This is a genomic window from Variovorax sp. GW823-FHT02B07, assembly GCF_058797695.1.
In genome coordinates this window covers 1,757,541-1,781,224 of the sequence record NZ_JBXAJX010000001.1, presented here as the reverse complement: position 1 = coordinate 1,781,224, position 23,684 = coordinate 1,757,541, and the positions used below count along the sequence as shown (strand labels likewise).

Sequence of the window (23,684 nt, the reverse complement as noted above, 5' to 3'; positions counted from 1 at the left end):
GCGAAGTCCCGGAAGCCGCGGCAGTTGCTTTCATCGTCATGGGCGAAAGAAAGAGAGATGGAAAGTGGCGACGCCACGAGCATAGTGCCCGGACATGACGTCGCCGACAATCGTGGCGTGTCCGCCACTCCTCCTGCCAATCCCCGTCACGCCGCCGCGCCGGCCCATTACGAAAACTTTCCCGTGGCCTCCTGGCTGTGCCCGCCGCACCTGCGTCCGCCCATTGCCGCGATCTACCACTTCGCGCGCACCGCCGACGACATCGCCGACGAGGGCGACGCCTCGCCCGATGCGCGCCTGGCCGAGCTGCGCGCCTACCGCGAGGAACTGGCCGCCGCCGCGCGCGGCGACGCGCTGCCCGACTCGCGCTGGCCCCACGTGTTCGGCCCGCTGGCCTGGGCCATCGCCCAGTACCGCCTGCCCGAGGACCTGCTCGCCGACCTGCTCAGCGCCTTCATGCAGGACATCGAAAAGACCCGCGACCGCGGCACCTATGCCGACCGCGCCGAGCTGCTCGACTACTGCCGCCGCTCCGCCAACCCGGTCGGCCGGCTGCTGCTGCACCTGTACGGCGTGACCGACGCGCAGGCGCTGGCCCAGAGCGACGCCATCTGCAGCGCGCTGCAGCTCATCAACTTCTGGCAGGACCCGAGCGTCGACCTGCCGCGCGGGCGCTTCTACTTTCCGCGCACCGACTGCGCGCGGCGCGGCCTGACGTCGGAGCATTTCAAGGTCTTCGAACCGCTGTCGCCGGCGCCGCCGCCGCAGGAAGCTATCAATCTGATAGCGGTGGTGGCTTTCTGGGCGCGCGAGCTCATGACCGAGGGCGCCCCGCTCGTGCACCGCCTGCCGGGCCGCGTAGGCTGGGAGCTGCGCCTCGTCGTGCAGGGCGGCCTGCGCATCCTCGACAAGATCGAGGACCTGGGCTTCGACACCTTCTCGCAGCGTCCCACCGTCGGCAAGGCCGACGCGCCCGTGCTGCTCTGGAAGGCATGGCGGATGCGGAGACAATCACGGCCCATGAAAGCAGCGCCTCCCCGATGAATCCCGAGCAATACGTGCAAGACAAGGCCGCCGCTTCGGGCAGCAGTTTCTATTACGCCTTCCTGTTCCTGCCCAAGCCGCGGCGCGCCGCGATCACGGCTTTTTATGCCTTCTGCCGCGAGGTCGACGACGTGGTCGACGAGGTCTCCGACCCCGGCGTGGCCGCCACCAAGCTCGCCTGGTGGCGCACCGAGGTCGCCCAGGCTTTTGCCGGCACGCCGCGCCACCCGGTCATGCAGGCGCTCATGCCGCATGCCGCGGCCTACGGCATCGAAGCGCGCCAGCTCCACGAGGTGATCGACGGCTGCCAGATGGACCTGGACCAGACCCGCTACCTCGACTTTCCCGGCCTCGCGCGCTACTGCCACCTGGTGGCCGGCGTGGTCGGCGAAGTCGCCGCGCGCATCTTCGGCCAGACCGATCCGCAGACCACCGCCTACGCCCACAAGCTCGGCCTGGCGCTGCAGCTCACCAACATCCTGCGTGACGTCGGCGAAGACGCACTGCGCGGTCGCATCTACCTGCCCGTCAACGAACTTCAGCAGTTCGACGTGAAGGCGCACGAGATCTTGAACCGCGTGCACTCCGACCGTTTTGTCGCGCTCATGAAGTTCCAGGCCCAGCGCGCCCACGCCGCCTACGACGAGGCGCTGGCCCTGCTCCCGCTGGCCGACCGCCGTACCCAGAAGCCCGGCCTGATGATGGCCAGCATCTACCGCACGCTGCTGCGCGAGATCGAGCGCGACGACTTCCAGGTGTTGAACCAGCGGGTCAGCCTGACCCCCGTGCGCAAGCTGTGGCTGGCATGGAAAGTCCAGGCCCTAGGCCGGATATGACGCCCCACCCTTCGTGCCCATGAGGCTCGCCGTCATCGGCGCCGGCTGGGCCGGCCTCGCCTGCGCCGTCGAGGCCACGCGCCTCGGCCACGCCGTCACTCTGTTCGAAGCCGCGCCGATGGCCGGCGGGCGCGCGCGGCGGGTCGATCGCATGCATGGCATGGCGCTCGACAACGGCCAGCACATCCTGATCGGCGCCTACACCGCCACGCTGGCGCTCATGCGCGACGTGGGGGTGGATGTGGAAACCGCCCTGCAGCGCCTGCCGCTGTCGCTGCGCTTTGCCGACGGCGGCGGGCTGCAGCTGCCCGCGGGCCGGCCGCCGCCGCTCGACCTGCTCATCGGCATCTTCACCGCGCGCGGCTGGAGTTGGCGCGACAAGGCCGCACTGCTGTCCACCGCCGTGCGCTGGCGCCTCGCGGGCTTTCGCTGCGCGCCCGGCACCAGCGTCGCCACGCTCTGCACCGGGCTTACGCCGCGTGTCATGCAGGAGCTGATCGAGCCGCTGTGCGTCTCGGCGCTCAACACGCCCGTGCCGCAATCCAGCGGCCAAGTGTTCCTGCGCGTGCTGCACGACGCGCTGTTCAGCGGACGCGGCGGTGCCGACCTGCTGCTGCCGCGTGTCGACCTTGGCGCGCTACTGCCCGACGCCGCGCTGGCGTGGCTCGCCCGGCATGGCGCCACCACGCGCATCGGGCACCGCGTGCGCACCATCGCACCTGAAGGCGACCAGTGGCGCGTCGACGACGAGGTCTTCGACCAGGCTGTGCTCGCCGGTGCGCCCTGGGACGCCGCACGACTCGCCCGCGCCACCGGCCTGCCGGCAGCCTCGCGCTGGTGCAACGTCACCGAATCGCTGCGCTTCGAGGCGATCGCCACGGTCTACGTGCGCGGCGCTGCGCCGTTGGCCGAACCGATGCTCGCGCTGCGCAGCCAGCCAGGCAGCGCACCGGCCCAGTTCGTGTTCGATCGCGGCCAGCTCGGTGGACCGGCGGGCGTGCTCGCCTTCGTCGTGAGCGCCAACGAGACGCCGCGCGAGACGCTCGAGAAACAGGTGCTCGCGCAAGCCGGCATGCAACTCAGCCAACCGGGGCTCACGCCGATCCAGACCGTGGTCGAGAAGCGCGCCACCTTCGCCTGTACGCCCGGCCTGGCGCGCCCGCCGGCCGCCATCGCGCCGGGGCTGCTGGCCTGCGGCGACTACACCGACGGCCCTTATCCCGCCACGCTCGAAGGCGCGGTCCTCAACGGACTGGCCGTCGCGCGTTCGCTTGCCACGCCATGACCACGACCCTGCGTTACCTCGATTTCGACTACAGCGAAGACACCGAAGACCACGGCACCTTCGACGCCATGGCCTCGACCCCACCCGAGCGCACGCCTGAGGTGGAAGCCGAGATCGCGCTGGTGCTGGCCTGGGCCGAGGCCAGCTTCCCGGGCATGCGCGGCGCGCTCGACGACGGCGCGGTGTGGGACTGCGACGTTCAGCGCACGCGGGAAGACAACCCGCGCCTGGACACCCTCACGCTCTCGCTCAGCGGCACCGCCGATTTCTGCGCGGCACTGCGCGAGCGTTTCGGGCTCGACTGAAAAAAGCCGGCGGCCTTCTCAGGCCGTCTTGTTGCGCAGGCGCAGCAGGCTCAACCCCAGCAGCACGAAGGCGCCGCCCGACACGCGGTTGAACAGCTGCGCACGCTTCGGGTTCGCGAACTGCTTCTTCAGCAGGCGCGCCAGCAGCACGTACGAGCCATGCGCCAGCACCGAGCCGGCCGCGAAGGTCGTGGTGAGCACGGCGAACTGCGTGAGGATCGGCGCGTCGTGCGTGAGGAACTGCGGGAACAGCGCCGAGAAGAACAGGATGCCCTTCGGATTGGTGAGCGCCACCGTCACGCCATGCCCGAACAGCCGGCGCGCGGAACGCGAAGGCGCCGGCGCGGCCGAAGGCTGCAGCTCGGCGAACACGCTCGTGCGGCTGCGCCACTGCCGGATGCCCAGGTACACGAGGTAGCCCGCGCCCGCCACCTTCAGCACCATGAAGGCCGTGGCCGAGGTGTTGAGCACCACGCCCAGCCCGCCCATCGCGGCGGCCGAGACCAGGAAGAGCCCGCAGGCATTGCCCAGCGAACTGATCATCGCGCGGCGCGGGCCGACGGTGATGGCGTTGGAGACCGCGAGCAGCACGGCCGGACCGGGCGTGAAGACGACGAGCAGGGTCACGCCGCAAAAGAGGAGCCAGGTGGAAAGATGCATGAGAGGAAATTCGCGCGAAAGCAGTGAAAGAAGGCAGCCGCAAAACTATAGTCCGGGCAGCCGCGCGCCGCTCGGGCCGCGCCGATAGTCCCCTGACGCTCCTCACCCATGATCACCTGCTACCTGCGCTACATCGTCGATCCCTTCAAGCTCAAGGAATTCGAGCACTACGGCAAGCTCTGGATTCCGCTGGTCGAGAAGTTCGGCGGCCAACACCACGGCTACTTCCTGCCGTCCGAAGGCGCGAACAACGTGGCGCTGGCGATGTTCAGCTTCCCGAGCCTGGCCGCGTACGAAACCTACCGGGCCGACTCGATGCAGGACGCCGACTGCCAGGCCGCCTTCCGTTACGCCGAAGAGACCCGCTGCATCGTCAGCTACGAACGCAGCTTTTTCCGACCTGTATTCCGCTGACCTTCAAGCGCCCAGCGCGATGCACAGCGCGTGCAGGTTGGGCACGATCAGCTGCGGACGCGCCCCGTGCTCCCACGGCCGCTCGTCGCGCACCAGCCACGCCGCCTGCATGCCGGCGTTGAGCGCGCCCACCACGTCGAGCGCGGCGTCGTCGCCCACGTGCAGCACGTCTTTCGGCAGCAGGCCGACCGAGGCCGCCGCGGCGCGGAAGATCGGCGCGTGCGGCTTGCCGCTGCCGAAGGCGCGTGCATTGAAGGCGGTGCGGAACCACCGGCCGACGCCGGTCTTGTGGAGGTCGGCGTTGCCGTTCGACACCGCCACCAGCGGGTAGCGCTCGCTGAGCCATTTGAGCGCCGGCAGCGCGTCGTCGTACAGCGTGACGCGCTGGCGCTCTTCGAAGAAGGCGTCGAAGGCCGGATCGGCCAGCGCCGGGTCTTCGCCCGCGCGCACGAGCGCGGTGCGGATCGACTCGCGGCGCAGCGCGCTCAGGTCGTGCGCGAGGTCGGAGCGCTCCTTGGCGGTGGCTTCGCGCAGCTCGCGCAGCACGCCCGGCGTGAGCAGCAGCGAGGCCGTCTTGGGCGCCTCGCGCAGCAGCCATTCGTGCAGCACGCGCTCGGCCCGCTCGATGGTCGGCCAGATCGGCCACAGGGTGTCGTCGAGGTCGAGCGTGATCGCCGAGATGCGCGAGATGTCGAGCTGCGTGGCGCCGCCGGGCGCCGGGGAAGCGGAAGTCATGCCCGAGAATATCGCATGCCTCTCGCCTCCGATGACCGCAAGAACGAACGCACCGCCGTGCTCTGGTGCAACCTGGGTTCGCCCGATGCCCCCACCGCCGCCGCGGTACGCCCCTACCTCGCCGACTTCCTGGGCGACCCGCGCGTGGTCGAAATTCCCAGGGCGCTGTGGGCGCTGATCCTGCACGGCATCATCCTGCGCACGCGGCCCGCGAAGTCGGCCGCGAAGTACGCCAGCATCTGGCTGCCCGAGGGCTCGCCGCTCAAGGTCTGGACGCAGAAGCAGGCCACCCTGCTGGCCGGCTGGCTCGGCGAGCGCGGCCACCGCGTGACGGTGCGCGACGCGATGCGCTACGCCAACCCGTCGATCGCCGCGCGGCTCGATGCGCTGCAGGCCGAGGGCGCCACGCGCGTGCTGGTGCTGCAGGCCTACCCGCAGTACTCGGCCACCACCACGGCCAGCGTGATCGACGCCGTGAACGCCTGGAGCCGCCGCCAGCGCCGCGTGCCCGAGTTCCGCTTCGTCAACCAGTACCACGACGATCCGGCCTACATCGAGGCGCTCGCGCAAGGCATCGAGAAGCACTGGAAGACCGAAGGCCGCGGCGAGCTGCTGGTGATGAGCTTTCACGGCATTCCCGCGCGCAACATCGCGCTCGGCGATCCCTACGAGGCGCAGTGCCTCGAGACCGCGCGCCTGCTTGCGGCGCGGCTGGGCCTTTCGTCCACGCAGTACCGCACGACCTTCCAGTCGCGCTTCGGCCGCGCCAAATGGCTGGAGCCCTACACCGAGCCCACCCTGCGCGAACTCGGCGCGCGCGGCGTGAAGCACGTCGACGTGGTGTGCCCGGGCTTTCCGGCCGACTGCCTCGAGACGCTCGAAGAGATCGCCATGGAAGGCCGCGAAGCCTTCCTGCACGCGGGCGGCGAGCGCTTCGGCTACATCCCCTGCCTCAACGACAGCCCGGCGTGGATCACCGCGCTCGCGGGCATCGCCGAACGCCACCTGGCGGGCTGGCCCACCCGGCAAGACACGACGACCACACCATGAAGAAAGACCTGCACGAAGCCAACCGCCAGTCGTGGAACGCGGCCACGGTCGCGCACAACAGCCACAAGGGTGACCAGGCCGCCTTCTTCCGCGCGGGCGGCTCCACGCTCTTCCCCGAGGAAAGCGCCCTGCTCGGCGACGTGAACGGCCTGTCGGTGCTGCACCTGCAGTGCAACGCAGGACAGGACAGCCTGAGCATCGCGCGCCGCGGCGCCCGCGTGACGGGCGTCGACATCTCCGACGAAGCCATCGACTTCGCCACCCGGCTCTCGGCCGAGTCGGGCGTTGCGGCGCGCTTCGAGCGTGCGGACGTCTACGACTACTTCGAGGCCGCCGCCGCGCGCGGCGAGCGCCACGACCTCGTGTTCTGTTCGTATGGCACGCTGTGCTGGCTGTCCGACATCGGCGCCTGGGCGCGCGGCGTGGCGCAGCTGCTCAAGCCCGGCGGTCGCTTCGTGATCGTCGAGTTCCATCCGTTCGCACTGGTGTTCGACCCGCAGTGGAAGTTCCACTACGACTACTTCAACGACGCGCCCGTGCCCGAGGAAGGCGTGGGCGACTACGTGGCCGAGTCGGGCGACGGCCTCGTCGCCAACGACCGCCCGATGCCCGGCGTACAAGGCTTTCGCAACCCGCATCCGAGCTTCGAGTTCACCTGGGGCGTGGGCCAGGTGACGACCGCGCTCGCGCAGGCGGGCCTGGCCGTCGAGCGCTTCGAGGAGTACCCGTACACCAACGGCTGGAAGCCCTTCGAGGGCATGCGCGAGATGGGCGGACGCCGCATGGCGCCGCCCGAAGGCATGCCGCGCATTCCGCTCATGTACGCGCTGGCGGCACGCCGCGCCTGAACGAACTCAGAAGCGGCCGAGGTAGTCCATCTTGCCGACGGGCACGCCCTTGTGGCGCAGCACGTCGTAGGCGGTGGTCACGTGGAAGAAGAAGTTCGGCAGCGCGAACTGCAGCAGGTAGCGCTGCGCCGTGAAGTGCGCCTCGCCTTCGCGCGCCTTGATGGTCACGGGGCGTTCTTCGTGGCCGTCGATGAGCGTGCGGTCCACGCCGGCCAGGAAATCCTGCGTCTTCACGATGCGCGCCAGCAGGTCGTCCCAGGTCTTTTCCTCGTCGGGAAAGCTCGGGGCCGTGATGCCCGCGATGCGCGCCGTGCCCAATTTGGAGGCGTCGCTCGCGCGCTGGATCTGGCCGGCCAGCGTGAGCATGTCGGGCGCCAGCCGCGCCTCGACCAGCGTCGCCGGATCGATGCCCTGGGCCTTCGCGTGCGCGAGGCCCTTGTCGAGCAGGTGGGTGAGTTGCCCGAGTCCGCGGGTGAAAACCGGCACGGACAGGTCGTACATCGAGAGGGCCATGGCGAGGTGATCTTGGAGTTGAAGTCGGCCGGATTGTGATCCGGCCGTGTCTTCAACGACCGGCCGCGCGGATAAACCCCTCGATCGGGTCCAGTTGTTCCGGCACGTTGAGCGCGGGCGCATGGCCGCAGCCCGGCACCTCGATCACCTGCAGGCGCCCGGCCGCGCCTGGCCCGCGCCGGTGCATCTCCTCGATCACCTCGGGCAGCACCAGGTCGGACTCGGCGCCGCGCAGGCACAGCACCGGCGCCTCGATCACGTCGTAGTGCGGCCAGATCAGGTAGTCGTTGTCGTGCGCGCTGAACTGCTTGACCATCGCCGGGTCGTAGTGCGGCGTGACGCGGCCGTCGGCCAGGCGGCGCGTGGAGCTTTCGGTCAGCCGGCGCCACTGCGCGTCACTGAGCCAGCCATAGGGCTTGTAGACAGTGCGAAAGAAGGCCTCGAGTTCGGCCACCGTGGCAAAGGCCGGCGGGTCGCCGGCATAGGCGCGGATGCGCTCGATGGCGGCCTGCGCGAGCTGCGGTGCGTTGTCGTTGAGCGTGAGGCTGGCGATGCGCGCCTTCATGCGCGGCTCGAACAGGCCCGACGCGCAGACCGTGCCGATCGCGCCGCCCATCGAAGTGCCCACCCAGTGCACGCGGCCCAGCCGCAGTTCGTCGCACAGCGCGTTGGCCAGCCGCGCGTAGAACGCGAGCGTGTATTCCTCGTCGGGCGACGGGCTCCACTGGCTCAGGCCGCGCCCGAGGGTGTCGGGGCAGATCACGCGAAAGCCGCGTGCCGCGAAGTGCTGCGCCAGTTCGTCCATGTCGCGGCTGGTGCGCGCCAGGCCGTGCCAGGCGATGACGACGGGAGCGTTGGCGGCGCCCCAATCGAGCCAGTGGATTTCGCGGCCTGCGAGTTGCGCGTAGTGCGATGTCGGCGTCATGGTGCTGTTGTTGTTGCCGTCGCTCATTTCGCCGCCCTCGCCCTCAGCTTGCCGACGATGCCGGTCGGGAAGTAATACACCGACAGCACGAACAACACGCCCAGCCACAACAGCCAGCGGTCGGGCGACAGCAGCGCCGCGAGCCACGGCAGGCCGCTGGCGGCCTCGTTGCCCAGGCGCAGCAGGTCCTGCAGGTAGCTCTGCGCCACCACGAACAGCACTGCGCCAATGGCCGCGCCGTAGATCGTGCCCATGCCGCCGATCACCACGATGAGCAGCACGTCGATCATGATCTCGAAGCTCAGCGAGGTGTCCGGCCCGTTGTAGCGCAGCCAGATGGCCAGCATCGCGCCGGCCAGCGTGGCGAACAGCGCCGACAGCACGGCGGCCGTGGTGCGGTACACCACCACACGGTAGCCGATGGCCTCGGCGCGGAACTCGTTCTCGCGGATGGCCTGCAGCACGCGGCCGAAGGGCGAGTTCACGATGCGCAGCATCGCCAGCACCAGCACCACCGCCGCCACGAACAGCAGGTAGTAGCACAGCAGCCGCCCGTCGAGCGAGACGCCGAGGAACGGCTCTTCGGCGAACTCGAAGCTCGGCGAGATCAGCTCGGGCAGCTTGAAGGTCAGGCCGTCTTCGCCGCCGGTGAAGTCCGACAGCTGCGAGGCCAGCGTCTGGAACGCCGAGGCCACGGCCAGCGTGATCATCGCGAAGAAGATCGCGCGCACACGCAGCGAGAACAGACCGATGGCCAGCGAGAGCACCAGCGAGATCGCGAGCGACGCGCCCAGCCCCACCAGCACCGCGCCCCAGTTGGGCCCCAGCCGCGAGGCCGAGATGGCGATGCCGTACGCGCCGATGCCGAAGAACATCGTGTGCGCGAAGCTCACGATGCCGGTGTAGCCCAGGAGCAGGTCGAAGCTCGCGACCAGCACCACGAACACCAGGATCTTGGCCGCGACGCTGAGCGCCTTGACGCCCGGGAACAGGAACGGCGCGAAGGCCAGCGCCAGGAACAGGGCCAGCAGCAGCAGCGCCAGCAGGCGGCTGCGCGGCATGTCGTTGGAGAGAAGTCGTTTCAGGAACATGACGGCTTTCTCCTCAACGGTTCGCCACGGGGTACACGCCCTGCGGGCGCCACAGCAGCACGGCCACCATGAGGAAGATGCTCGCGAACTGCGTGAGCGTGGGCAGCAGGAAGCCGATGTAGTTCGTCATGAGTCCCACCAGCAGCGCACCGAGCAGCGCCCCGCCGGTCGAGCCCAGCCCGCCGATGATGATCACGATGAAGATCAGCACGTTGACCTGCGCACCCATCTGCGGCACCAGGTTCTGCTGGAACAGGCCCCACATCACGCCGCCCAGGCCGGCCAGCGCGCTGCCCACCACGAACACGCCGACGAACAGGCGCCCGATGCGGTAGCCCAGCGACTCGACCATCTCGCGGTCCTGCACGCCGGCGCGGATCAGCAGGCCGATCTTGGTGCGGCCCAGCGTCCAGGCGAGCACGCCGAACACCACCACGCCCACGGCCACCGCGAGCAGGCGGTACTTGCTGATGGCGGCGTCGCCCACCAGCAGCGAGCCGCGCAGCGCCTCGGGCAGCGGCAGCGGAATCTGCGCCGGGCCCCAGATCACCTTGATGAGCTCTTCGCCGATGATCATGCCGCCCATCGTGATGAGGATCTGCTTCAGGTGCTGGCCGTACACCGGCCGCACGATGAAGCGCTCGAAGGCCAGGCCGATGGCACCGGCCACCGCCATCGCGGCCAGCATGGCCGGGAACACGGCCACGAGGTTGCGCCACAGCTCGCCCGAGCCGGTCCAGTCGCCCATGAGGCCGAGCACGCTGCTGGCCACGAAGGCGCCCAGCGCAATGAACACGCCGTGGCCGAAGTTGAGCACGTCCATGAGGCCGAACACCAGCGTGAGGCCCGAGGCGATGATGAAGATGATCATGCCCATCGCCAGCCCCGCCACCGTGAGCGTGAGCCAGGTCGAGACCGAGCCGGTGAGCGGCAGCGCCACGAGCGCGAGGATGGGGGCAAGAAGCAGAGGCTTCCAGTCGAAGTCGAGTTTCATAGGGCGAGTCCGAGCAGCGATTGCTGCAGTTGCGCATCGGCGGAGAACGCGGCCATCGAGCCGCTGTGCACCACGCGGCCGTTGTCCATCACCGCGACGGTGTCGCCCAGGCGCTGGGCGAAGTGGATGTTCTGTTCGACCAGCAGGATCGTCACGCCGCTCGCCTTGAGCTCGCCGAAGGCCTCGATCATGTTGTTGATCATCACGGGCGCCAGGCCCTTGCTGGGCTCGTCGATGATGAGCAGCTGGCGGGGCTCGACGATGGCGCGCGACACGGCCAGCATCTGCTTCTGTCCGCCCGACAGCTTGCCGGCCGGGTGGTTCCAGAACTTCTCGACCGCGGGAAAGAGCTTGAAGATCCACTTCAGGCGCGTGTCGTCGATGGCGTCGGCGTTCTTGGCGCCGCGCGCGGCCAGCACCATGTTCTCCTTCACCGTGAGGTCGGAGAAGATGCCCATGTTCTCGGGCACGTAGGCCACGCCGAGCTCGGCGATCTGAGGCGTGTGCAGGGCCGTGATGTCCTTGCCGGCGAACTGCACCCTGCCCTGCGACGCATGCCACAGGCCCATGATGGTGCGCAGCGTGGTGGTCTTGCCCGCGCCGTTGCGGCCCAGCAGCATGGTGAGCTGGCCCTTGGGCACGGCCAGGTCGACGCCGTGCAGGATGTGGTACGCCCCGATGTGCGTCTGCACGCCTTCCAGGGTCAGCAAATTTTCGGTGCTCATGCGGCCTCCTTCGCGATGCCCAGGTAGGCCTCCTGCACCACCGGCGAGGCGATCACCTCGGCCGGTTCGCCGTCTGCCACGAGCGTGCCGTTGTGCAGCACGATGATGCGGTCCGCGAGTTCGCGCACCACGTCCATCTTGTGTTCGACCAGCAGGATGGTCTTGGTCTTGTCCTGCTTGAGCTTGCGGATCAGGTCGAGGATGACGGGCGCCTCGGCCGCGTGCATGCCGGCCGTGGGCTCGTCGAACATGAAGACCTTGGGTTCGAGCGCCATCAGCAGCGCCACCTCGAGCTTGCGCTGGTCGCCGTGCGGCAGGCTGGCCACCGTGGCGTGGGCGCGCGGCTCCAGGGCCACGTCGGCCAGGATCTGCTCGGCGCGTTCGGTCAGTGCCTTGTGGTCGCTCCAGATGCTCCACAGGTTGAGCCCGTGGCGGTGGGCGCCGGCGCGCGTGGCCTGCACCGCGAGCCGCACGTTCTCCAGCACCGTGAGGTTGGGGAACAGGTTGGTGAGCTGGAACGCGCGCCCCAGCCCGGCGTGCGTGCGCGCCGACGGCGACAGGTGCGACAACGGTTGCCCGTCGAGCGACACCGTGCCGGCCGTGGCCTTGAGCTGCCCGGAGATCAGGTTGAAGTAAGTGGTCTTGCCCGCGCCGTTGGGGCCGACGATGGCCGTCAGCGTGCCTGGCGCGAATGCGCAGCTCACGCTGTTGACGGCCACGTGCCCTCCGAAGCGGATGGTCAGATCCCGGGTCTCAAGCATTGTGAAAAGGTCCTTGCGAATCGAAAAAATCAGTGCAGGGTGAACGGCCTCAACAGGTGCCGATCACGTAGTAGTTGGTGCCCGTCTGCTTCAGCGTGGTCATGGCGTAGATGTTCCACAGGCCCATCGACTGGCCCGAGCCGTTGGCATAGGTCAGCCCCCACAGCGCATAGGCGCGCCCGGCGATGGTGTGGGTGTAGTTGCTCGCGGTGTAGCAGGTTCCGCCGCCACCCGGGCCCGCCGTGGTCGCGCCCGTGGCGGCCGCCGACATCGCGCCTTCGACGTTGCTCGCGTTCAGCGCGGCCACGGTCCAGCTGTAGGTGGTTGACGCGGCCAGGCCGGTGTCGGTGTAGCTGGTGCCGGCCACCGGCGAGGCGTTGACCTTGCTGCCGCCGCGGTACACGTTGTAGCCCGAGGCGCCCGACACGCCGGCCCAGCCGATCACCATGCTGCTGCTGGTGGCGCCCGAGGTGCCCACGCCCGTGGGCGCCGGCAGCCCGCCGCCGCCGGCCGAACCGGTCACGCGGTCGATCATGGCCTTCATGGCGGCCATCTGCGGGCCCGACTTCTTGGCGTAGTTGGCGCTGTCGTAGCCCCACCAGTCCCAGCAGCTGTTGGTGGCCGCGGTGCTGGTCTGCGGGTAGATCAGGATGATGTTGTTGGTGTCGGCCCAGCGGTTGTAGCCCGTCTTCTTGACGTACTGGTCGCTCACGTCGGTGTAGTTCTGCTTGCAGCCGTGCAGCACCAGGTGCACGCGGCACGAGGTGGTGGTGCAGGCCTGCGGCACGTAGAGCCAGCCGGTGGCGGCCACGCCGTGGCCGGTGACGAACTCCGACTGGTTGAACTCGGTGAAGGTGCCGCCCAGCGCGCCGTTGTTGCGCGGGTTCAGCGGACCGTACAGCTGCGTGAGGATCTCGCCCGCGAGGTCGAAGCCGCAGTTGTTGATGTACGGCGCGGCCGTGGTGCTGCAGGCGCCGCCGTAGTCGTCGGTGACCATCGCGTGGCCGGCGCCGAGGTTGTTCTTGTAGACCGTGTTGGCGGCCGGCACGAAGCTCTGGTAGTACGTCTTCAGGTCGTCCATCACCGGCTGCTTGACGGTGTTGTCCGAGGTGCCCGAGAACAGGTAGACCTTGGAATTGCTGAGGTTCGACACCGGGTCGATCGCACCGCTGGCGGCCCAGCTGTTGGTGGTGCTCACGAGCGTGGAGACCGGGATGCTGGTGCTGTGCGTCATGCAGCGCCCGGTGGCATTGACCACCGAGCCTTCGGCGCAGTAGTACGGACCGCCGGCGACCACGCCCGCGCCGCGCTTGAAGGTGGCCGAATAGGCCACGTGCAATTGCACCGCCATGAAGCCGCCGGCCGACAGGCCGGACACGCTCACCTCCGCCGGGTTGGCGCCCAGTGCCGGCAGCGGCACGGCCGCCGTGGCGGCCTGCGCCGCCACCGTGATCACCGCTGCTGCGGCAAACCCCTTCCAGTTGTTCCATCGCATCGCTGGCATCGCTGTCTCCTTCTGTTGTGTTTGATCGAACGCTTGCTTGCAGACTGACGAATCGGCCGTGGAGCGCGACAGCTGGCGCGGACGCAGGCTGGCGCTTCGCCCGGCGGCCATCCGGGGCGAAAAGGGGGGCGGCGCCTGCATGCGCGCCGCGGGTTCAGGGAACGATCAGCGCCGTGTTCAGCGCTTGTTCTTGATGGGGATGTCCATCTCTTCCGGCTTGATCTCGTGCACCAGCTCCGGCACGCCCCACGCGAACGCGGGGTCGGCCTTGATCTTGAAGTGGTACATCGACTGCATCGCCTGGTGGTCTTCCTTGCGGAAGGTCATCTTGCCCTTGGGCGTGTCGAAGCTCATGCCTTCCATGGTGCTGATGAGCTTGTTGGTGTTGGTGTCGCCGTTGGTCTTCTTCAGCGCCGTCACCACCGCCATCGCGGCCGAGAAGCCGCCGGCCGTGAAGAAGTCCGGCGGCGTCTTGAATTCCTTGTAGTGGGCCGCGACCATGGCCTCGTTCACCGGGTTCTTCGGGATGCCGAAGTAGTAGTAGGCCGCGCCTTCCATGCCCGGCAGCGACTTGTAGGCCGCCATGGCCGGCAGGATGTTGCCGCCGGTGGCGATCTCGATGCCGTAGCGCTTCAGGTCGAGGTCCACGATCTTGAACGGGTTGCCCGCGCCGGCCCAGACGATCCAGATGATCTTGCGGCCCGGCTGGTCCTTGAGCTTGTCGATCAGGCGCTGCGCACCGGCCGTGAAGTCGGTGGTGGCGGGCGGCAGGTATTCCTCGTGCGCGAGCTTGGCTTTCTTCAGCGCGGCGCCGAAGGCCTTCACGCCGTCGCGGCCGAAGGCGTTGTCCTGTGCGAGCGTGGCGACGGTGACGCCGGCCTTGTCGATGGCCACGGCGTTGGAGATGGCGTCCTGGCTCGAGTTGCGGCCGGTGCGGAAGATGTACTTGTTCCACTTGTCGCCGGTGATCGAGTCGGCCACGGCGGGCTCGACGATCAGGATCTTCTTGTACTCCTCGGCCACCGGCAGCATGGCCAACGCCACGCCCGAAGCGGTCGGGCCGACCGCGAGCGCGGCCTTGTCGTCGGAGTACGCCGCGGCCAGCAGCGACTTGCCCAGGTCGGGCTTGCCCTGGTCGTCCTTCTCGATGACCACGAGCTTCTTGCCGTTGACCATCATCGTGCCGCCGGTGGCGTAGTTCAGGCCCATCATCAGACCGGTCTGCGTCTGCTTGCCGTAGGCCTCCAGCGCGCCGGTCTTGCTGTAGACGTGGGCAATGCGGATCTCGTTCGATTGGGCCCAGGCGGGCATGGTGGCGGCGGTGGCGCCCAGGGCGGCCAGGGCGATGAGGTGGCGACGGTGCATGTCTTGTCTCCTGATAAAGGTGACTGAATATTGCACAGTTCGTGCCACCCACCTAAGCCATTGATAACAAAGGCTTCCTCATTCGGGAGCAACCGGTTTCGCCTGATTTCAGTGCATTCGCGTTGTCTTGTTTTTAGACAACTGTCTGCTGATCAGTCAGGGTTTCCCAGCAGAGTCGCGGCGTGCCGCGAGCCAGTTTTCGAACTCGCGCTCTGCCCGCATCCGCAGTTCGTTGCGCGTGTGGTTGCACACCGCGTGCGCGAGGCGCCGGTGCTTCTGCTGGCGCACGCCGCCCATCGTGGCATCGAGCAGGTGTTCGATGGTGGCCGACTCGGGGCGCCCGTGCGGTTCGTCGAAGTCCATCGGCAGCCCGCACCAATGGCAGTTCGGGCCGAAGGTGGAACGCAGTGCTTTCACGCTCATGAGAGGCCCATCCCCGTCATGCGTTCATACAGCGTGGCGCGCGAGATGCCCAGCAGCCGCGAGGTCGCGAGCTTGTTGCCGCCGGTGCTTTCGAGCGCGGCGGCGATGGCCTTGCGTTCCAGTTCGGCCACCTGCTGCGACAGCGGGCGCAGCAACGCGGCCTCCTGGTCAACGTCGCGCAGGCTGTGCGAGGTGTCGGGTGCCTCGATCTGCTCCAGCCCGGCCTCGCGCAGGATGCGTTCGAGCTGCGCCGCGTCGATGCGCTGCGAGTCGCTGCGCATCGTCACCTGTTCCAGCACGTTGCGCAGTTCGCGGATGTTGCCGCGCCAGTGCTGGCCGGCCAGGAGCGCGAGCGCGTCGGGCGTGAGCTCGGGCGGTGCCTCGCCGCTGCGCAGCGCCATGTCTTCGCCCAGCGCCTCGACCAGCGCTGGGATGTCGCTGCGCCGCTCGCGCAGCGGCGGCACACGCAGCGGCAGCACGTTGAGGCGGTAATACAAGTCTTCGCGGAACAGCCCGCGGCGCACCAGCTCGGGCAGGTCGCGCGAGGTGGCGGCGATCACGCGGGCGTCGAAGGGAATCAGCTTGTTGGAGCCCAGCGGTTCGATCTCGCCCTCCTGCAGCGCGCGCAGCAGCTTGGCCTGCAGGCCCAGCGGCATGTCGCCGATTTCGTCGAGGAACAGGCTGCCGCCGTCGGCCAGCTTGAACTTGCCTTCGCGCCCGCGCTTGTCGGCGCCGGTGAAGGCGCCGGGCGCGAAGCCGAAGAACTCGGCCTCGAGCAGCGTGTCGGGCACGGCCGCGATGTTGACGCTGACGAACTGCCCCTTGGCGCGCGTGGACGACGCATGGATCGCATGCGCCAGCAGCTCCTTGCCGGTGCCGGTCTCGCCCAGCAGCAGCACCGGGCTGGTGGACTGCGCGGCGCGGCGCGCGTGACGCTTCACCTCCACGGCCGCCGGGCTGCTGCCGATGAAGCTCGCGAAGGTGTACTTGGAACGGCGCTGCCCGTCGGGCGCGTGCTGGTACAGCGGGTTGTTGCGCTGGCTGGCCAGCTCGCGGCGCGCGTCGTCGAGGTCGCGCTGCAGCAATGCGAACTTGCTGATGAGCGGCTGCAGCGTGGTCTCGGGCTGGTCGAACAGCACGATGCCGATGGCGCCGATGACCTTGCCCAGGCCCTCCCCGTCTTCGCGCTCCTCGCGCAGCGGGATGCGGCTGACCACGAAGGTGCCGGCCTTGTTGGTCAGCAGGTCGATGAGGATCGGCTCGCCGGTTTCGAGCACGCGGCGCATCATGGTGTTGGGAATCACGTCCTCGACCATGTGGCCCATGAACTCGTCGATGGACGAAAAACCCAGCGCCGGCAGGAAGCGCCGGTAACCCTCGTTCACCCAGACGATGCGCCCGCTGCGGTCGACCAGGAACATGCCCTGGCTGATGCTCGAAAACAGATGAAACATCGAGCGCGCGGCGAGCGCGAGGATGCCTTCGGCGTCCAGGGGCAAGGCGGGCGGCGGTGCGGCGGCGGAGGGAGCGACGGACATGCGCGGATCGTACTGTGTGCGGCCCCCGCCTCTGCCGCGCGCAGGCCCACATGCAACCAAAAACAAAAGCCTTCAGCAAGCCTTAAGTAAATCAATCGTTTGATTTCAATCATGCTCTAATCGCGCCGATGAACGCCAGGGACCCCCTCACGCCAACGCCCGTGCCCTCGCCGCGCCGCGCCCCGCGCAGCGACGGCGCCGAGGCGCGCCACCGCCTGCTGCACACCGCGCTGCGGCTGTTCGCCCAGAACGGTTTCGCCAAGACCTCGATCCGCGAGATCGCGCGCGAGGCCGGCGTGAACGTCTCGGCCATCAGCTACTACTTCGGCGACAAGGAGGGGCTGTACTCCGCCACCTTCAACGAGCCGATGGGCAGCGATTCGAACGACCTGGTGGCCGCCTGCAACGTGCCCGGCCAGTCGCTCGAAGCCACGCTGCGCATCTGCATGGCGGCCATGATCGATCCGCTCAAGCAGGGCGAGATCGTGCGCCAGTGCATCCAGCTGCACATGCGCGAGATGCTGGAGCCCACCAGCCAGTGGGCCAAGGAACTGGAGCGCGACATCAAGGGCCCGCACCGCGCCATCGTCGAGCTGCTGTGCCGCCACCTGCAGGTGGAGCGCGCCGACGACGACATCCACCGCCTGACCTTCGCGATCACCGGGCTGTCGATGCAGCTGTACGTGAGCCAGGATTTCATCGAGGCCCTGCGCCCGTCGCTGCTGCGCACGCCGCGCGCCATCGACACCTGGGCCGACCGACTCACGGGCTACGCGATGGCGCTGGTCCAGGCCGAAACCGCACGCCGCCGCCAGGTGGCCGCCGAGCAGAGAAAGAAGCCATGAGACGACTCCGACGGATTGCCCTTGTTCTGAGCCTGCCGCTGGGCCTCGGCCTTGCCGGCTGCGGCCTGACGCGCCCGCCCGCTTCGGTGCAGGCGCCCTTCCCCGCGCAATGGCACGCGCCCCTGCCCCACGGCGGCTCGCTGGCCGCGCTGGCCGAGTGGTGGCGCCAGCTCGACGACCCGCTGCTGGTCGAACTGATCGCCGCCGCCGAAACCGCCAGCCCCAACCTTGCCAGCGCCGCGGCGCGCGTGACCGAGGCGCGTTCCACGCGCGTGCAGGCCGGCGCGGCGCTGCTGCCCAGCCTGGACGGCACGGCGTCGGCCAGCCGCGGAGTTTCGGGCTCGTCGTTCGGATCGGGCGGTTCTTCGAGTGGCAGCAGCAGCGCCGCCGCCGCGCCGGTCACCACGCTGCAGGCCGGCCTGCAGTCGAAGTGGGAGATCGACCTGTTCGGCCGCCTGCGTGCCGACCGCGATGCGGCCCAGCAGAAGCTGGACAGCGCCACCGCCAAGTGGCACGACGCCCGCGTGGCCGTGGCGGCCGAAACGGCCAACGCCTACTTCGCCGAGCGCGCCTGCCAACAGCAGTTGAACGTGTCCGAGTCCGATGCGAAGTCGCGCGGCGAAACGGCGCGGCTCACCGACCTGTCGGCACGCGCCGGCTTCACCGCGCCAGCCGATGCGGCACTCGCGCGTGCCAGCGCCTCCGACGCCTCCGGCCGCCTCACGCAACAGCGCGCCCTGTGCGCGGTGCAGCGCAAGGCGCTGGTCGCGCTCAGCGGGCTCGACGAACCCACGCTGGCGCAGAAGCTCGCGGCCTCGCCCACGCAGCGCGCGCTGCCGGTGGTCGGCGCCATCGCCAGCGTGCCGGCGCAGGCGCTCTCGCAGCGGCCCGACGTGTACGCGGCCGAACTCGGCGTGGCCTCGGCCAGCGCCGAGGTGGGCTCGGCCGAGGCCGAGCGCTACCCCAAGCTCACGCTCTCGGGCTCGATCGGCCGCATGCAGATCCGCACCAGCGGCTTTCGCGAATCGCTCGACACCTGGACGGTCGGGCCGCTGTCGCTCACCGTGCCGCTGCTCGACGGCGGCGCGCGCGCGGCCAACGCCGAGGCGGCCAAGGCGCGCTACACCGAGGCCGTGTCGCTCTACCGCGCCAACGTGCGCCAGGCGGTGCGCGAGGTCGAGGAAGCCCTGGTGAACCTCGACGCCACCACCGCGCGCAGCACCGACGCCGACAGCGCGGTGAAGAACTACCAGGCCTCGTTCGACGCCACCCAGGCCCGCTACAGCAGCGGCCTGGCCAGCCTGTTCGAGCTCGAGGACTCGCGGCGCACGCTGTTCGCCGCGCAGACCGCGCGCGTCTCGCTGCAGCGCGAGAGCACCGAAGCCTGGGTTTCGCTGTACCGCTCGATGGGCGGCGGCTGGAGCCGCCCCGCCGAAGCATCGTCCCCAATGACCACCACCCCGGCCGCCAAGGTCGCGACGTCGCCATGAAAACAATGAAGCGTTCCACCCTTGTCCTCGCGCTGCTGGCGCTGATCGTCGTCGTTGGCGCAGGCCTGTGGCTCACCCGCAAGCCGGCCGACGACAAGGCGGCACCCGCCGCGAAAGGCCCCGCCCAGCGGCCGGCGCTGACCGTTTCGGTCGCCAGGCCCGAGGCCACCGAGCTGACCGTCACGCTGGCCGCCAACGGCAACGTGGCGGCCTGGCAGGAGGCCGTGATCGGCTCCGAATCGAACGGCCTGAAGCTGGCCGAGGTGCGCGTCAACGTGGGCGACACCGTGAAGAAGGGCCAGGTGCTCGCGGTGTTCTCGCCCGAGACGGTGCAGGCCGACATCGCGCAGGCGCGCGCCTCGCTGGCCGAAGCCCGCGCCTCGGCCGCCGACGCCGCCGGCAACGCCGCGCGCGCCCGCACGCTGCAGGCCACGGGCGCGCTGAGCCAGCAGCAGATCAACCAGTACCAGACCACCGAGCAGACGGCCAAGGCGCGCGCCGAGGCGGCCGAGGCCGTGCTGGCCGCGCAGCAGGTGCGCGGGCGCAACACGCAGGTGCTGGCACCCGACGACGGTGTGATCTCCGCGCGCACCGCCACGGTCGGCAGCGTGGTGGGCGCCGGCACCGAGCTGTTCCGCCTGATCCGCCAGGGCCGGCTCGAATGGCGCGCCGAAGTCACCTCGGCCGAGCTGGGCCGCGTCGCCGTGGGCACGCCGGCCTTCGTGGTCAGCGCCAGCGGCGCGCAGGTGAAGGGCACGGTGCGCAGCATCGCGCCCACGGTCGATCCGCAGACGCGCGCGGCGCTGGTCTATGTCGACCTGCCCAACGTGCAGCAGAACACCGGCGTGAAGGCCGGCATGTTCGCGCGCGGCGACTTCGAGCTCGGCCGCAGCTCCGCGCCGACCGTGCCGCAAAGCGCGATCGTGCCGCGCGACGGCTTCAACAACGTCTTCACGCTGCTGCCCGACGGCCGCGTGGCGCAGCTCAAGGTGCAGACCGGCCGCCGCCTGAAGGACCGCGTGGAGATCACCAGCGCCCTGCCCGAGGGCGTGCAGATCGTGGTGCAGGGCGCGGGCTTCCTCAACGACGGCGACCTGGTGCGCGTGGTGGACGCCACGCCCGCAGCAGCCGCGTCCGCCACCCCGGCGAAGGCGGGGGCATCCGCCCCTTCGCCTAAATAAGCCAACACAAGGAACACGCCATGAACGTTTCCGCCTGGTCCATACGCAACCCCATTCCGGCGGTGATGCTGTTCGTGCTGCTCACCTTCGGGGGGCTGCTGTCGTTCAACGCCATGAAGGTGCAGAACTTCCCGGACATCGACCTGCCGACCGTCACCGTCTCGGCCTCGCTGCCGGGCGCCGCGCCCTCGCAGCTGGAGACCGACGTCGCGCGCAAGCTCGAGAACTCCATCGCCACCATCCAGGGCCTGAAGCACATCACGACCAAGGTGCAGGACGGCGCTGCCACGCTGATCGTCGAGTTCCGCCTCGAGAAGCCCGTGCAGGAGGCCGTGGACGACGTGCGCTCGGCCGTGCAGAAGGTGCGCGCCGACCTGCCCGCCGACGTGCGCGACCCGGTCGTCACCAAGCTCGACTTCGCGGCCCAGCCGGTGCTGGCCTTCACCATCGCCTCGTCGCGCATGGACAACGAGGCGCTGAGCTGGTTCGTGGACAACGACATCACCAAGAAGCTGCTCGCGCTGCCCGGCGTGGGCGCGGTGAACCGCGTGGGCGGCGTCACGCGCCAGGTGCACATCGACCTCGACCCGGCCAAGCTGCAGGCGCTGGGCGCCTCGGCGGCCGACATCTCGCGCCAGCTGCGCCAGGTGCAGACCGAGAGCGCGGGCGGGCGCATCGACCTGGGCGGCAGCGAACAGCCGGTGCGCACCATGGCCACCGTGCAGTCGGCCGACCAGCTCGCCGACATGCAGATCGCGCTGAGCGACGGCCGCCGCATCCGCCTGGACCAGGTGGCGCGCATCAGCGACACCATCGCCGAGCCGCGCGCCGCCGCGCTGCTCAACGGCAAGCCGGTGGTGGGCTTCGAGGTGGCCCGCAGCCGTGGCGCCAGCGAGGTCGAAGTGGGCCGTGCCATTCAAAAGGCGCTGGCCGACCTGCGCGTGCAGCGCCCCGACATCGAGCTGACCGAGGCCTTCAACTTCGTCGACCCGGTGGAAGAAGAGTACGACGGCTCGCTGCACCTGCTGTACGAGGGCGCCATCCTCGCGGTGATCGTGGTGTGGCTCTTCCTGCGCGACTGGCGCGCCACCTTCGTCTCGGCCGTGGCGCTGCCGATGTCGGTGATTCCGGCCTTCGTCGGCATGTACCTGCTGGGCTTCTCGGTCAACGTGATCTCGCTGCTCGCGCTCTCGCTGGTGGTCGGCATCCTGGTGGACGACGCCATCGTGGAGGTCGAGAACATCGTGCGCCACCTGCGCATGGGCAAGTCGCCCTACCAGGCGGCCATGGAGGCGGCGGATGAAATCGGCCTGGCCGTGATCGCCACCACCTTCACGCTCATTGCCGTGTTCCTGCCCACGGCCTTCATGAGCGGCGTGGCCGGCAAGTTCTTCAAGCAGTTCGGCTGGACCGCCTCGCTCGCGGTGTTCGCCTCGCTGGTGGTGGCACGGGTGCTCACGCCGATGATGGCGGCCTACATCCTCAAGCCCATCGTCGGCGCCGAAAAGGAGCCGGGCTGGCTGCGCTGGTACATGCGCGCCGTGACGTGGAGCACGCACAACCGTTTCAAGACGATGGTGATGGCCACCCTCTTCTTCTTTGGCTCGCTGGCGATGATTCCGCTGCTCAAGACCGGCTTCATCCCGGCCGACGACAACTCGCAGACGCAGGTCTACCTGTCGCTGCCGCCGGGCTCCACGCTGGCGCAGACCACGGCCGCGGCCGAGGAAACGCGCCGCCGCGTGATGCAGATCAACCACGTGAAGAGCGTCTACACCACGGTGGCGGGCGGCAGCGCGGGCGGTGACCCGTTCGCGAACTTCGGCACGCCCGAGACGCGCAAGGCCACGCTGACGATCCAGCTCGACCCGCGCGGCGACCGGCCGCGCAAGCAGGTGATCGAGAAAGAGATCCGCACCGCGCTCGAAACCCTGCCCGGCGTGCGCAGCACCGTGGGCCTGGGCGGCTCGGGCGAGAAGTACATCCTGGTGCTCACGGGCGAAGACCCGGTGGCGCTGTCGGCGGCCGCGAGCGCGGTCGAGAAAGACCTGCGCACCATTCCCGGCCTGGGCAACATCACCTCGACCGCGAGCCTGATCCGCCCCGAGATCGCCGTGCGCCCCGACTTCGCGCGCGCCGCCGACCTGGGCGTGACCAGCTCGGCCATCGCCGAGACGCTGCGCGTGGCCACGCTGGGCGACTACGACCAGGCGCTGGCCAAGCTCAACCTCGCGCAGCGGCAGGTGCCGATCGTGGTGAAGCTCGAAGACTCGGCACGGCAGGACCTCGACCTGATCGGGCGCCTGTCGGTGCCGGGCGCCCGCGGTCCCGTCATGCTGAGCCAGGTGGCCTCGCTCACGATGGAAGGCGGCCCGGCCGTCATCGACCGCTACGACCGTTCGCGCAACGTCAACTTCGAGATCGAGCTGTCGGGCGTGGGCCTGGGCGACGCCAAGACCGCGGTCGAGGCACTGCCCTCGATCCAGAAGCTGCCGCCGGGTGTGCGCATCGCCGAGGTGGGCGACGCCGAAGTGATGACCGAGCTGTTCGCCAGCTTCGGCCTGGCCATGCTCACCGGTGTGCTGTGCATCTACATCGTGCTGGTGCTGCTGTTCAAGGACTTCCTGCACCCGGTGACCATCCTGTGCGCGCTGCCGCTCGCACTGGGTGGGGCTTTCGTGGGCCTCTTGATCGGGCAAAAGGCGCTGTCGATGCCTTCGCTGATCGGCCTGATCATGCTGATGGGCATCGCCACGAAGAACTCGATCCTTCTGGTGGAGTACGCCATCGTGGCGCGCCGCGACCACGGCATGAGCCGCTGGGACGCGCTGCGCGACGCCTGCCACAAGCGCGCGCGGCCCATCATCATGACCACGCTCGCCATGGGCGCCGGCATGCTGCCCATTGCCGTGGGCTTCGGCACCGCCGACTCGAGCTTCCGCTCGCCGATGGCGATGGCGGTGATCGGCGGGCTGATCACTTCGACGGTGCTGAGCCTGCTGGTGGTGCCGGCCGTGTTCACCTACGTGGACGACATCGAGCACTGGATCCGTCGCACTGTGCGCAAAGTGCGCGGGCAGCCGGCCGATCCGCACATCGACGACGACCTGATCGAGGCGCCGCAGCGCTGAGACCTCCGAGCGCGGGCAGCG

At 69.2% G+C, this 23,684-nt stretch carries 23 protein-coding genes; 11 read left to right on the top strand and 12 right to left on the bottom strand.

Annotation, left to right across the window (positions count from 1 at the left end; genetic code table 11):
* Window positions 1-183 precede the first annotated feature (183 nt).
* Genes hpnC through AC1RGU_RS08325 form a run of 4 tightly spaced genes read left to right on the top strand, consistent with a single transcriptional unit; the run spans window position 184 to window position 3,470 of the window.
* Window positions 184-1,044, top strand: a complete 861-nt coding sequence (hpnC, locus tag AC1RGU_RS08340) for a squalene synthase HpnC (protein WP_492695927.1) — start codon at window positions 184-186, stop codon at window positions 1,042-1,044.
* Window positions 1,041-1,880 carry a presqualene diphosphate synthase HpnD gene (gene hpnD, locus AC1RGU_RS08335; RefSeq protein WP_492678691.1) on the top strand — a complete coding sequence of 280 codons (840 nt, stop codon included), beginning with the start codon at window positions 1,041-1,043 and terminating at the stop codon, window positions 1,878-1,880. The genes hpnC and hpnD overlap by 4 nt, the downstream gene beginning before the upstream one ends.
* Window positions 1,881-1,899: 19 nt before the next feature.
* Complete coding sequence (gene hpnE, locus AC1RGU_RS08330; protein WP_492695925.1) at window positions 1,900-3,165, top strand: hydroxysqualene dehydroxylase HpnE; 1,266 nt, start codon at window positions 1,900-1,902, stop codon at window positions 3,163-3,165.
* Window positions 3,162-3,470, top strand: a complete 309-nt coding sequence (locus tag AC1RGU_RS08325; RefSeq protein ID WP_492695923.1) for a hypothetical protein — start codon at window positions 3,162-3,164, stop codon at window positions 3,468-3,470. Before hpnE ends, AC1RGU_RS08325 begins: the two co-directional genes overlap by 4 nt.
* Before the next feature lie 18 nt (window positions 3,471-3,488).
* Here AC1RGU_RS08325 and AC1RGU_RS08320 read toward each other — a convergent pair whose 3' ends face one another.
* Window positions 3,489-4,130, bottom strand: coding sequence for a LysE family translocator (locus tag AC1RGU_RS08320; protein WP_489056983.1), 642 nt, complete (start codon window positions 4,128-4,130; stop codon window positions 3,489-3,491).
* 108 nt (window positions 4,131-4,238) lie between these two features.
* On the opposite strand from AC1RGU_RS08320, the gene AC1RGU_RS08315 reads away from it, so the two are divergent.
* The gene (locus AC1RGU_RS08315; protein WP_062475864.1) at window positions 4,239-4,544 is read left to right on the top strand and encodes an NIPSNAP family protein; all 306 of its coding nucleotides are present in this window, start codon (window positions 4,239-4,241) and stop codon (window positions 4,542-4,544) included.
* A gap of 3 nt (window positions 4,545-4,547) precedes the next feature.
* Here AC1RGU_RS08315 and AC1RGU_RS08310 read toward each other — a convergent pair whose 3' ends face one another.
* Complete coding sequence (locus AC1RGU_RS08310) at window positions 4,548-5,279, bottom strand: HAD family hydrolase (RefSeq protein WP_369632628.1); 732 nt, start codon at window positions 5,277-5,279, stop codon at window positions 4,548-4,550.
* 15 nt (window positions 5,280-5,294) lie between these two features.
* Here AC1RGU_RS08310 and hemH point away from each other — a divergent pair, with 15 nt between their 5' ends.
* Both hemH and AC1RGU_RS08300 read left to right on the top strand, forming a co-directional pair.
* Window positions 5,295-6,329: a ferrochelatase gene (gene hemH / locus AC1RGU_RS08305; protein WP_492695921.1), complete on the top strand. Its 1,035-nt coding sequence runs from the start codon at window positions 5,295-5,297 to the stop codon at window positions 6,327-6,329.
* Window positions 6,326-7,177, top strand: coding sequence for a class I SAM-dependent methyltransferase (locus AC1RGU_RS08300; RefSeq protein WP_492695920.1), 852 nt, complete (start codon window positions 6,326-6,328; stop codon window positions 7,175-7,177). Before hemH ends, AC1RGU_RS08300 begins: the two co-directional genes overlap by 4 nt.
* Before the next feature lie 6 nt (window positions 7,178-7,183).
* Here AC1RGU_RS08300 and AC1RGU_RS08295 read toward each other — a convergent pair whose 3' ends face one another.
* The 10 genes from AC1RGU_RS08295 to AC1RGU_RS08250 form a co-directional block, all read right to left on the bottom strand.
* The gene (locus tag AC1RGU_RS08295; protein ID WP_492695918.1) at window positions 7,184-7,690 is read right to left on the bottom strand and encodes a DUF1993 domain-containing protein; all 507 of its coding nucleotides are present in this window, start codon (window positions 7,688-7,690) and stop codon (window positions 7,184-7,186) included.
* A 52-nt stretch (window positions 7,691-7,742) separates the two neighbouring features.
* Window positions 7,743-8,615: an alpha/beta fold hydrolase gene (locus tag AC1RGU_RS08290; RefSeq protein ID WP_159272053.1), complete on the bottom strand. Its 873-nt coding sequence runs from the start codon at window positions 8,613-8,615 to the stop codon at window positions 7,743-7,745.
* A gap of 23 nt (window positions 8,616-8,638) precedes the next feature.
* Complete coding sequence (locus tag AC1RGU_RS08285; RefSeq protein WP_062475876.1) at window positions 8,639-9,706, bottom strand: branched-chain amino acid ABC transporter permease; 1,068 nt, start codon at window positions 9,704-9,706, stop codon at window positions 8,639-8,641.
* A 13-nt stretch (window positions 9,707-9,719) separates the two neighbouring features.
* Window positions 9,720-10,700, bottom strand: coding sequence for a branched-chain amino acid ABC transporter permease (locus AC1RGU_RS08280; protein ID WP_070060451.1), 981 nt, complete (start codon window positions 10,698-10,700; stop codon window positions 9,720-9,722).
* Window positions 10,697-11,425 (bottom strand): ABC transporter ATP-binding protein, encoded by a 729-nt coding sequence (locus AC1RGU_RS08275; protein ID WP_095745068.1) that lies wholly within the window; start codon window positions 11,423-11,425, stop codon window positions 10,697-10,699. Before AC1RGU_RS08275 ends, AC1RGU_RS08280 begins: the two co-directional genes overlap by 4 nt.
* The gene (locus AC1RGU_RS08270) at window positions 11,422-12,186 is read right to left on the bottom strand and encodes an ABC transporter ATP-binding protein (RefSeq protein ID WP_062475886.1); all 765 of its coding nucleotides are present in this window, start codon (window positions 12,184-12,186) and stop codon (window positions 11,422-11,424) included. Before AC1RGU_RS08270 ends, AC1RGU_RS08275 begins: the two co-directional genes overlap by 4 nt.
* Window positions 12,187-12,235: 49 nt before the next feature.
* Complete coding sequence (locus AC1RGU_RS08265; protein ID WP_492695917.1) at window positions 12,236-13,690, bottom strand: extracellular catalytic domain type 2 short-chain-length polyhydroxyalkanoate depolymerase; 1,455 nt, start codon at window positions 13,688-13,690, stop codon at window positions 12,236-12,238.
* A gap of 177 nt (window positions 13,691-13,867) precedes the next feature.
* Window positions 13,868-15,055: a substrate-binding domain-containing protein gene (locus tag AC1RGU_RS08260; protein ID WP_492695916.1), complete on the bottom strand. Its 1,188-nt coding sequence runs from the start codon at window positions 15,053-15,055 to the stop codon at window positions 13,868-13,870.
* A 156-nt stretch (window positions 15,056-15,211) separates the two neighbouring features.
* Window positions 15,212-15,478, bottom strand: coding sequence for a hypothetical protein (locus tag AC1RGU_RS08255; RefSeq protein WP_062475894.1), 267 nt, complete (start codon window positions 15,476-15,478; stop codon window positions 15,212-15,214).
* Complete coding sequence (locus AC1RGU_RS08250; protein ID WP_062475896.1) at window positions 15,475-17,016, bottom strand: sigma-54 interaction domain-containing protein; 1,542 nt, start codon at window positions 17,014-17,016, stop codon at window positions 15,475-15,477. The genes AC1RGU_RS08255 and AC1RGU_RS08250 overlap by 4 nt, the downstream gene beginning before the upstream one ends.
* Window positions 17,017-17,144: 128 nt before the next feature.
* Between AC1RGU_RS08250 and AC1RGU_RS08245 the strand changes: the two genes are divergently transcribed.
* From AC1RGU_RS08245 to AC1RGU_RS08230, 4 genes are read left to right on the top strand one after another with little or no spacing between them, the layout of a single operon-like run.
* Window positions 17,145-17,861: a TetR/AcrR family transcriptional regulator gene (locus tag AC1RGU_RS08245; RefSeq protein ID WP_070060446.1), complete on the top strand. Its 717-nt coding sequence runs from the start codon at window positions 17,145-17,147 to the stop codon at window positions 17,859-17,861.
* Window positions 17,858-19,351, top strand: a complete 1,494-nt coding sequence (locus AC1RGU_RS08240) for an efflux transporter outer membrane subunit (RefSeq protein ID WP_492695913.1) — start codon at window positions 17,858-17,860, stop codon at window positions 19,349-19,351. Before AC1RGU_RS08245 ends, AC1RGU_RS08240 begins: the two co-directional genes overlap by 4 nt.
* Window positions 19,348-20,532: an efflux RND transporter periplasmic adaptor subunit gene (locus tag AC1RGU_RS08235; protein WP_492695912.1), complete on the top strand. Its 1,185-nt coding sequence runs from the start codon at window positions 19,348-19,350 to the stop codon at window positions 20,530-20,532. The genes AC1RGU_RS08240 and AC1RGU_RS08235 overlap by 4 nt, the downstream gene beginning before the upstream one ends.
* 20 nt (window positions 20,533-20,552) lie before the next feature.
* Window positions 20,553-23,663: an efflux RND transporter permease subunit gene (locus AC1RGU_RS08230; protein WP_492695911.1), complete on the top strand. Its 3,111-nt coding sequence runs from the start codon at window positions 20,553-20,555 to the stop codon at window positions 23,661-23,663.
* Window positions 23,664-23,684 lie beyond the last annotated feature (21 nt).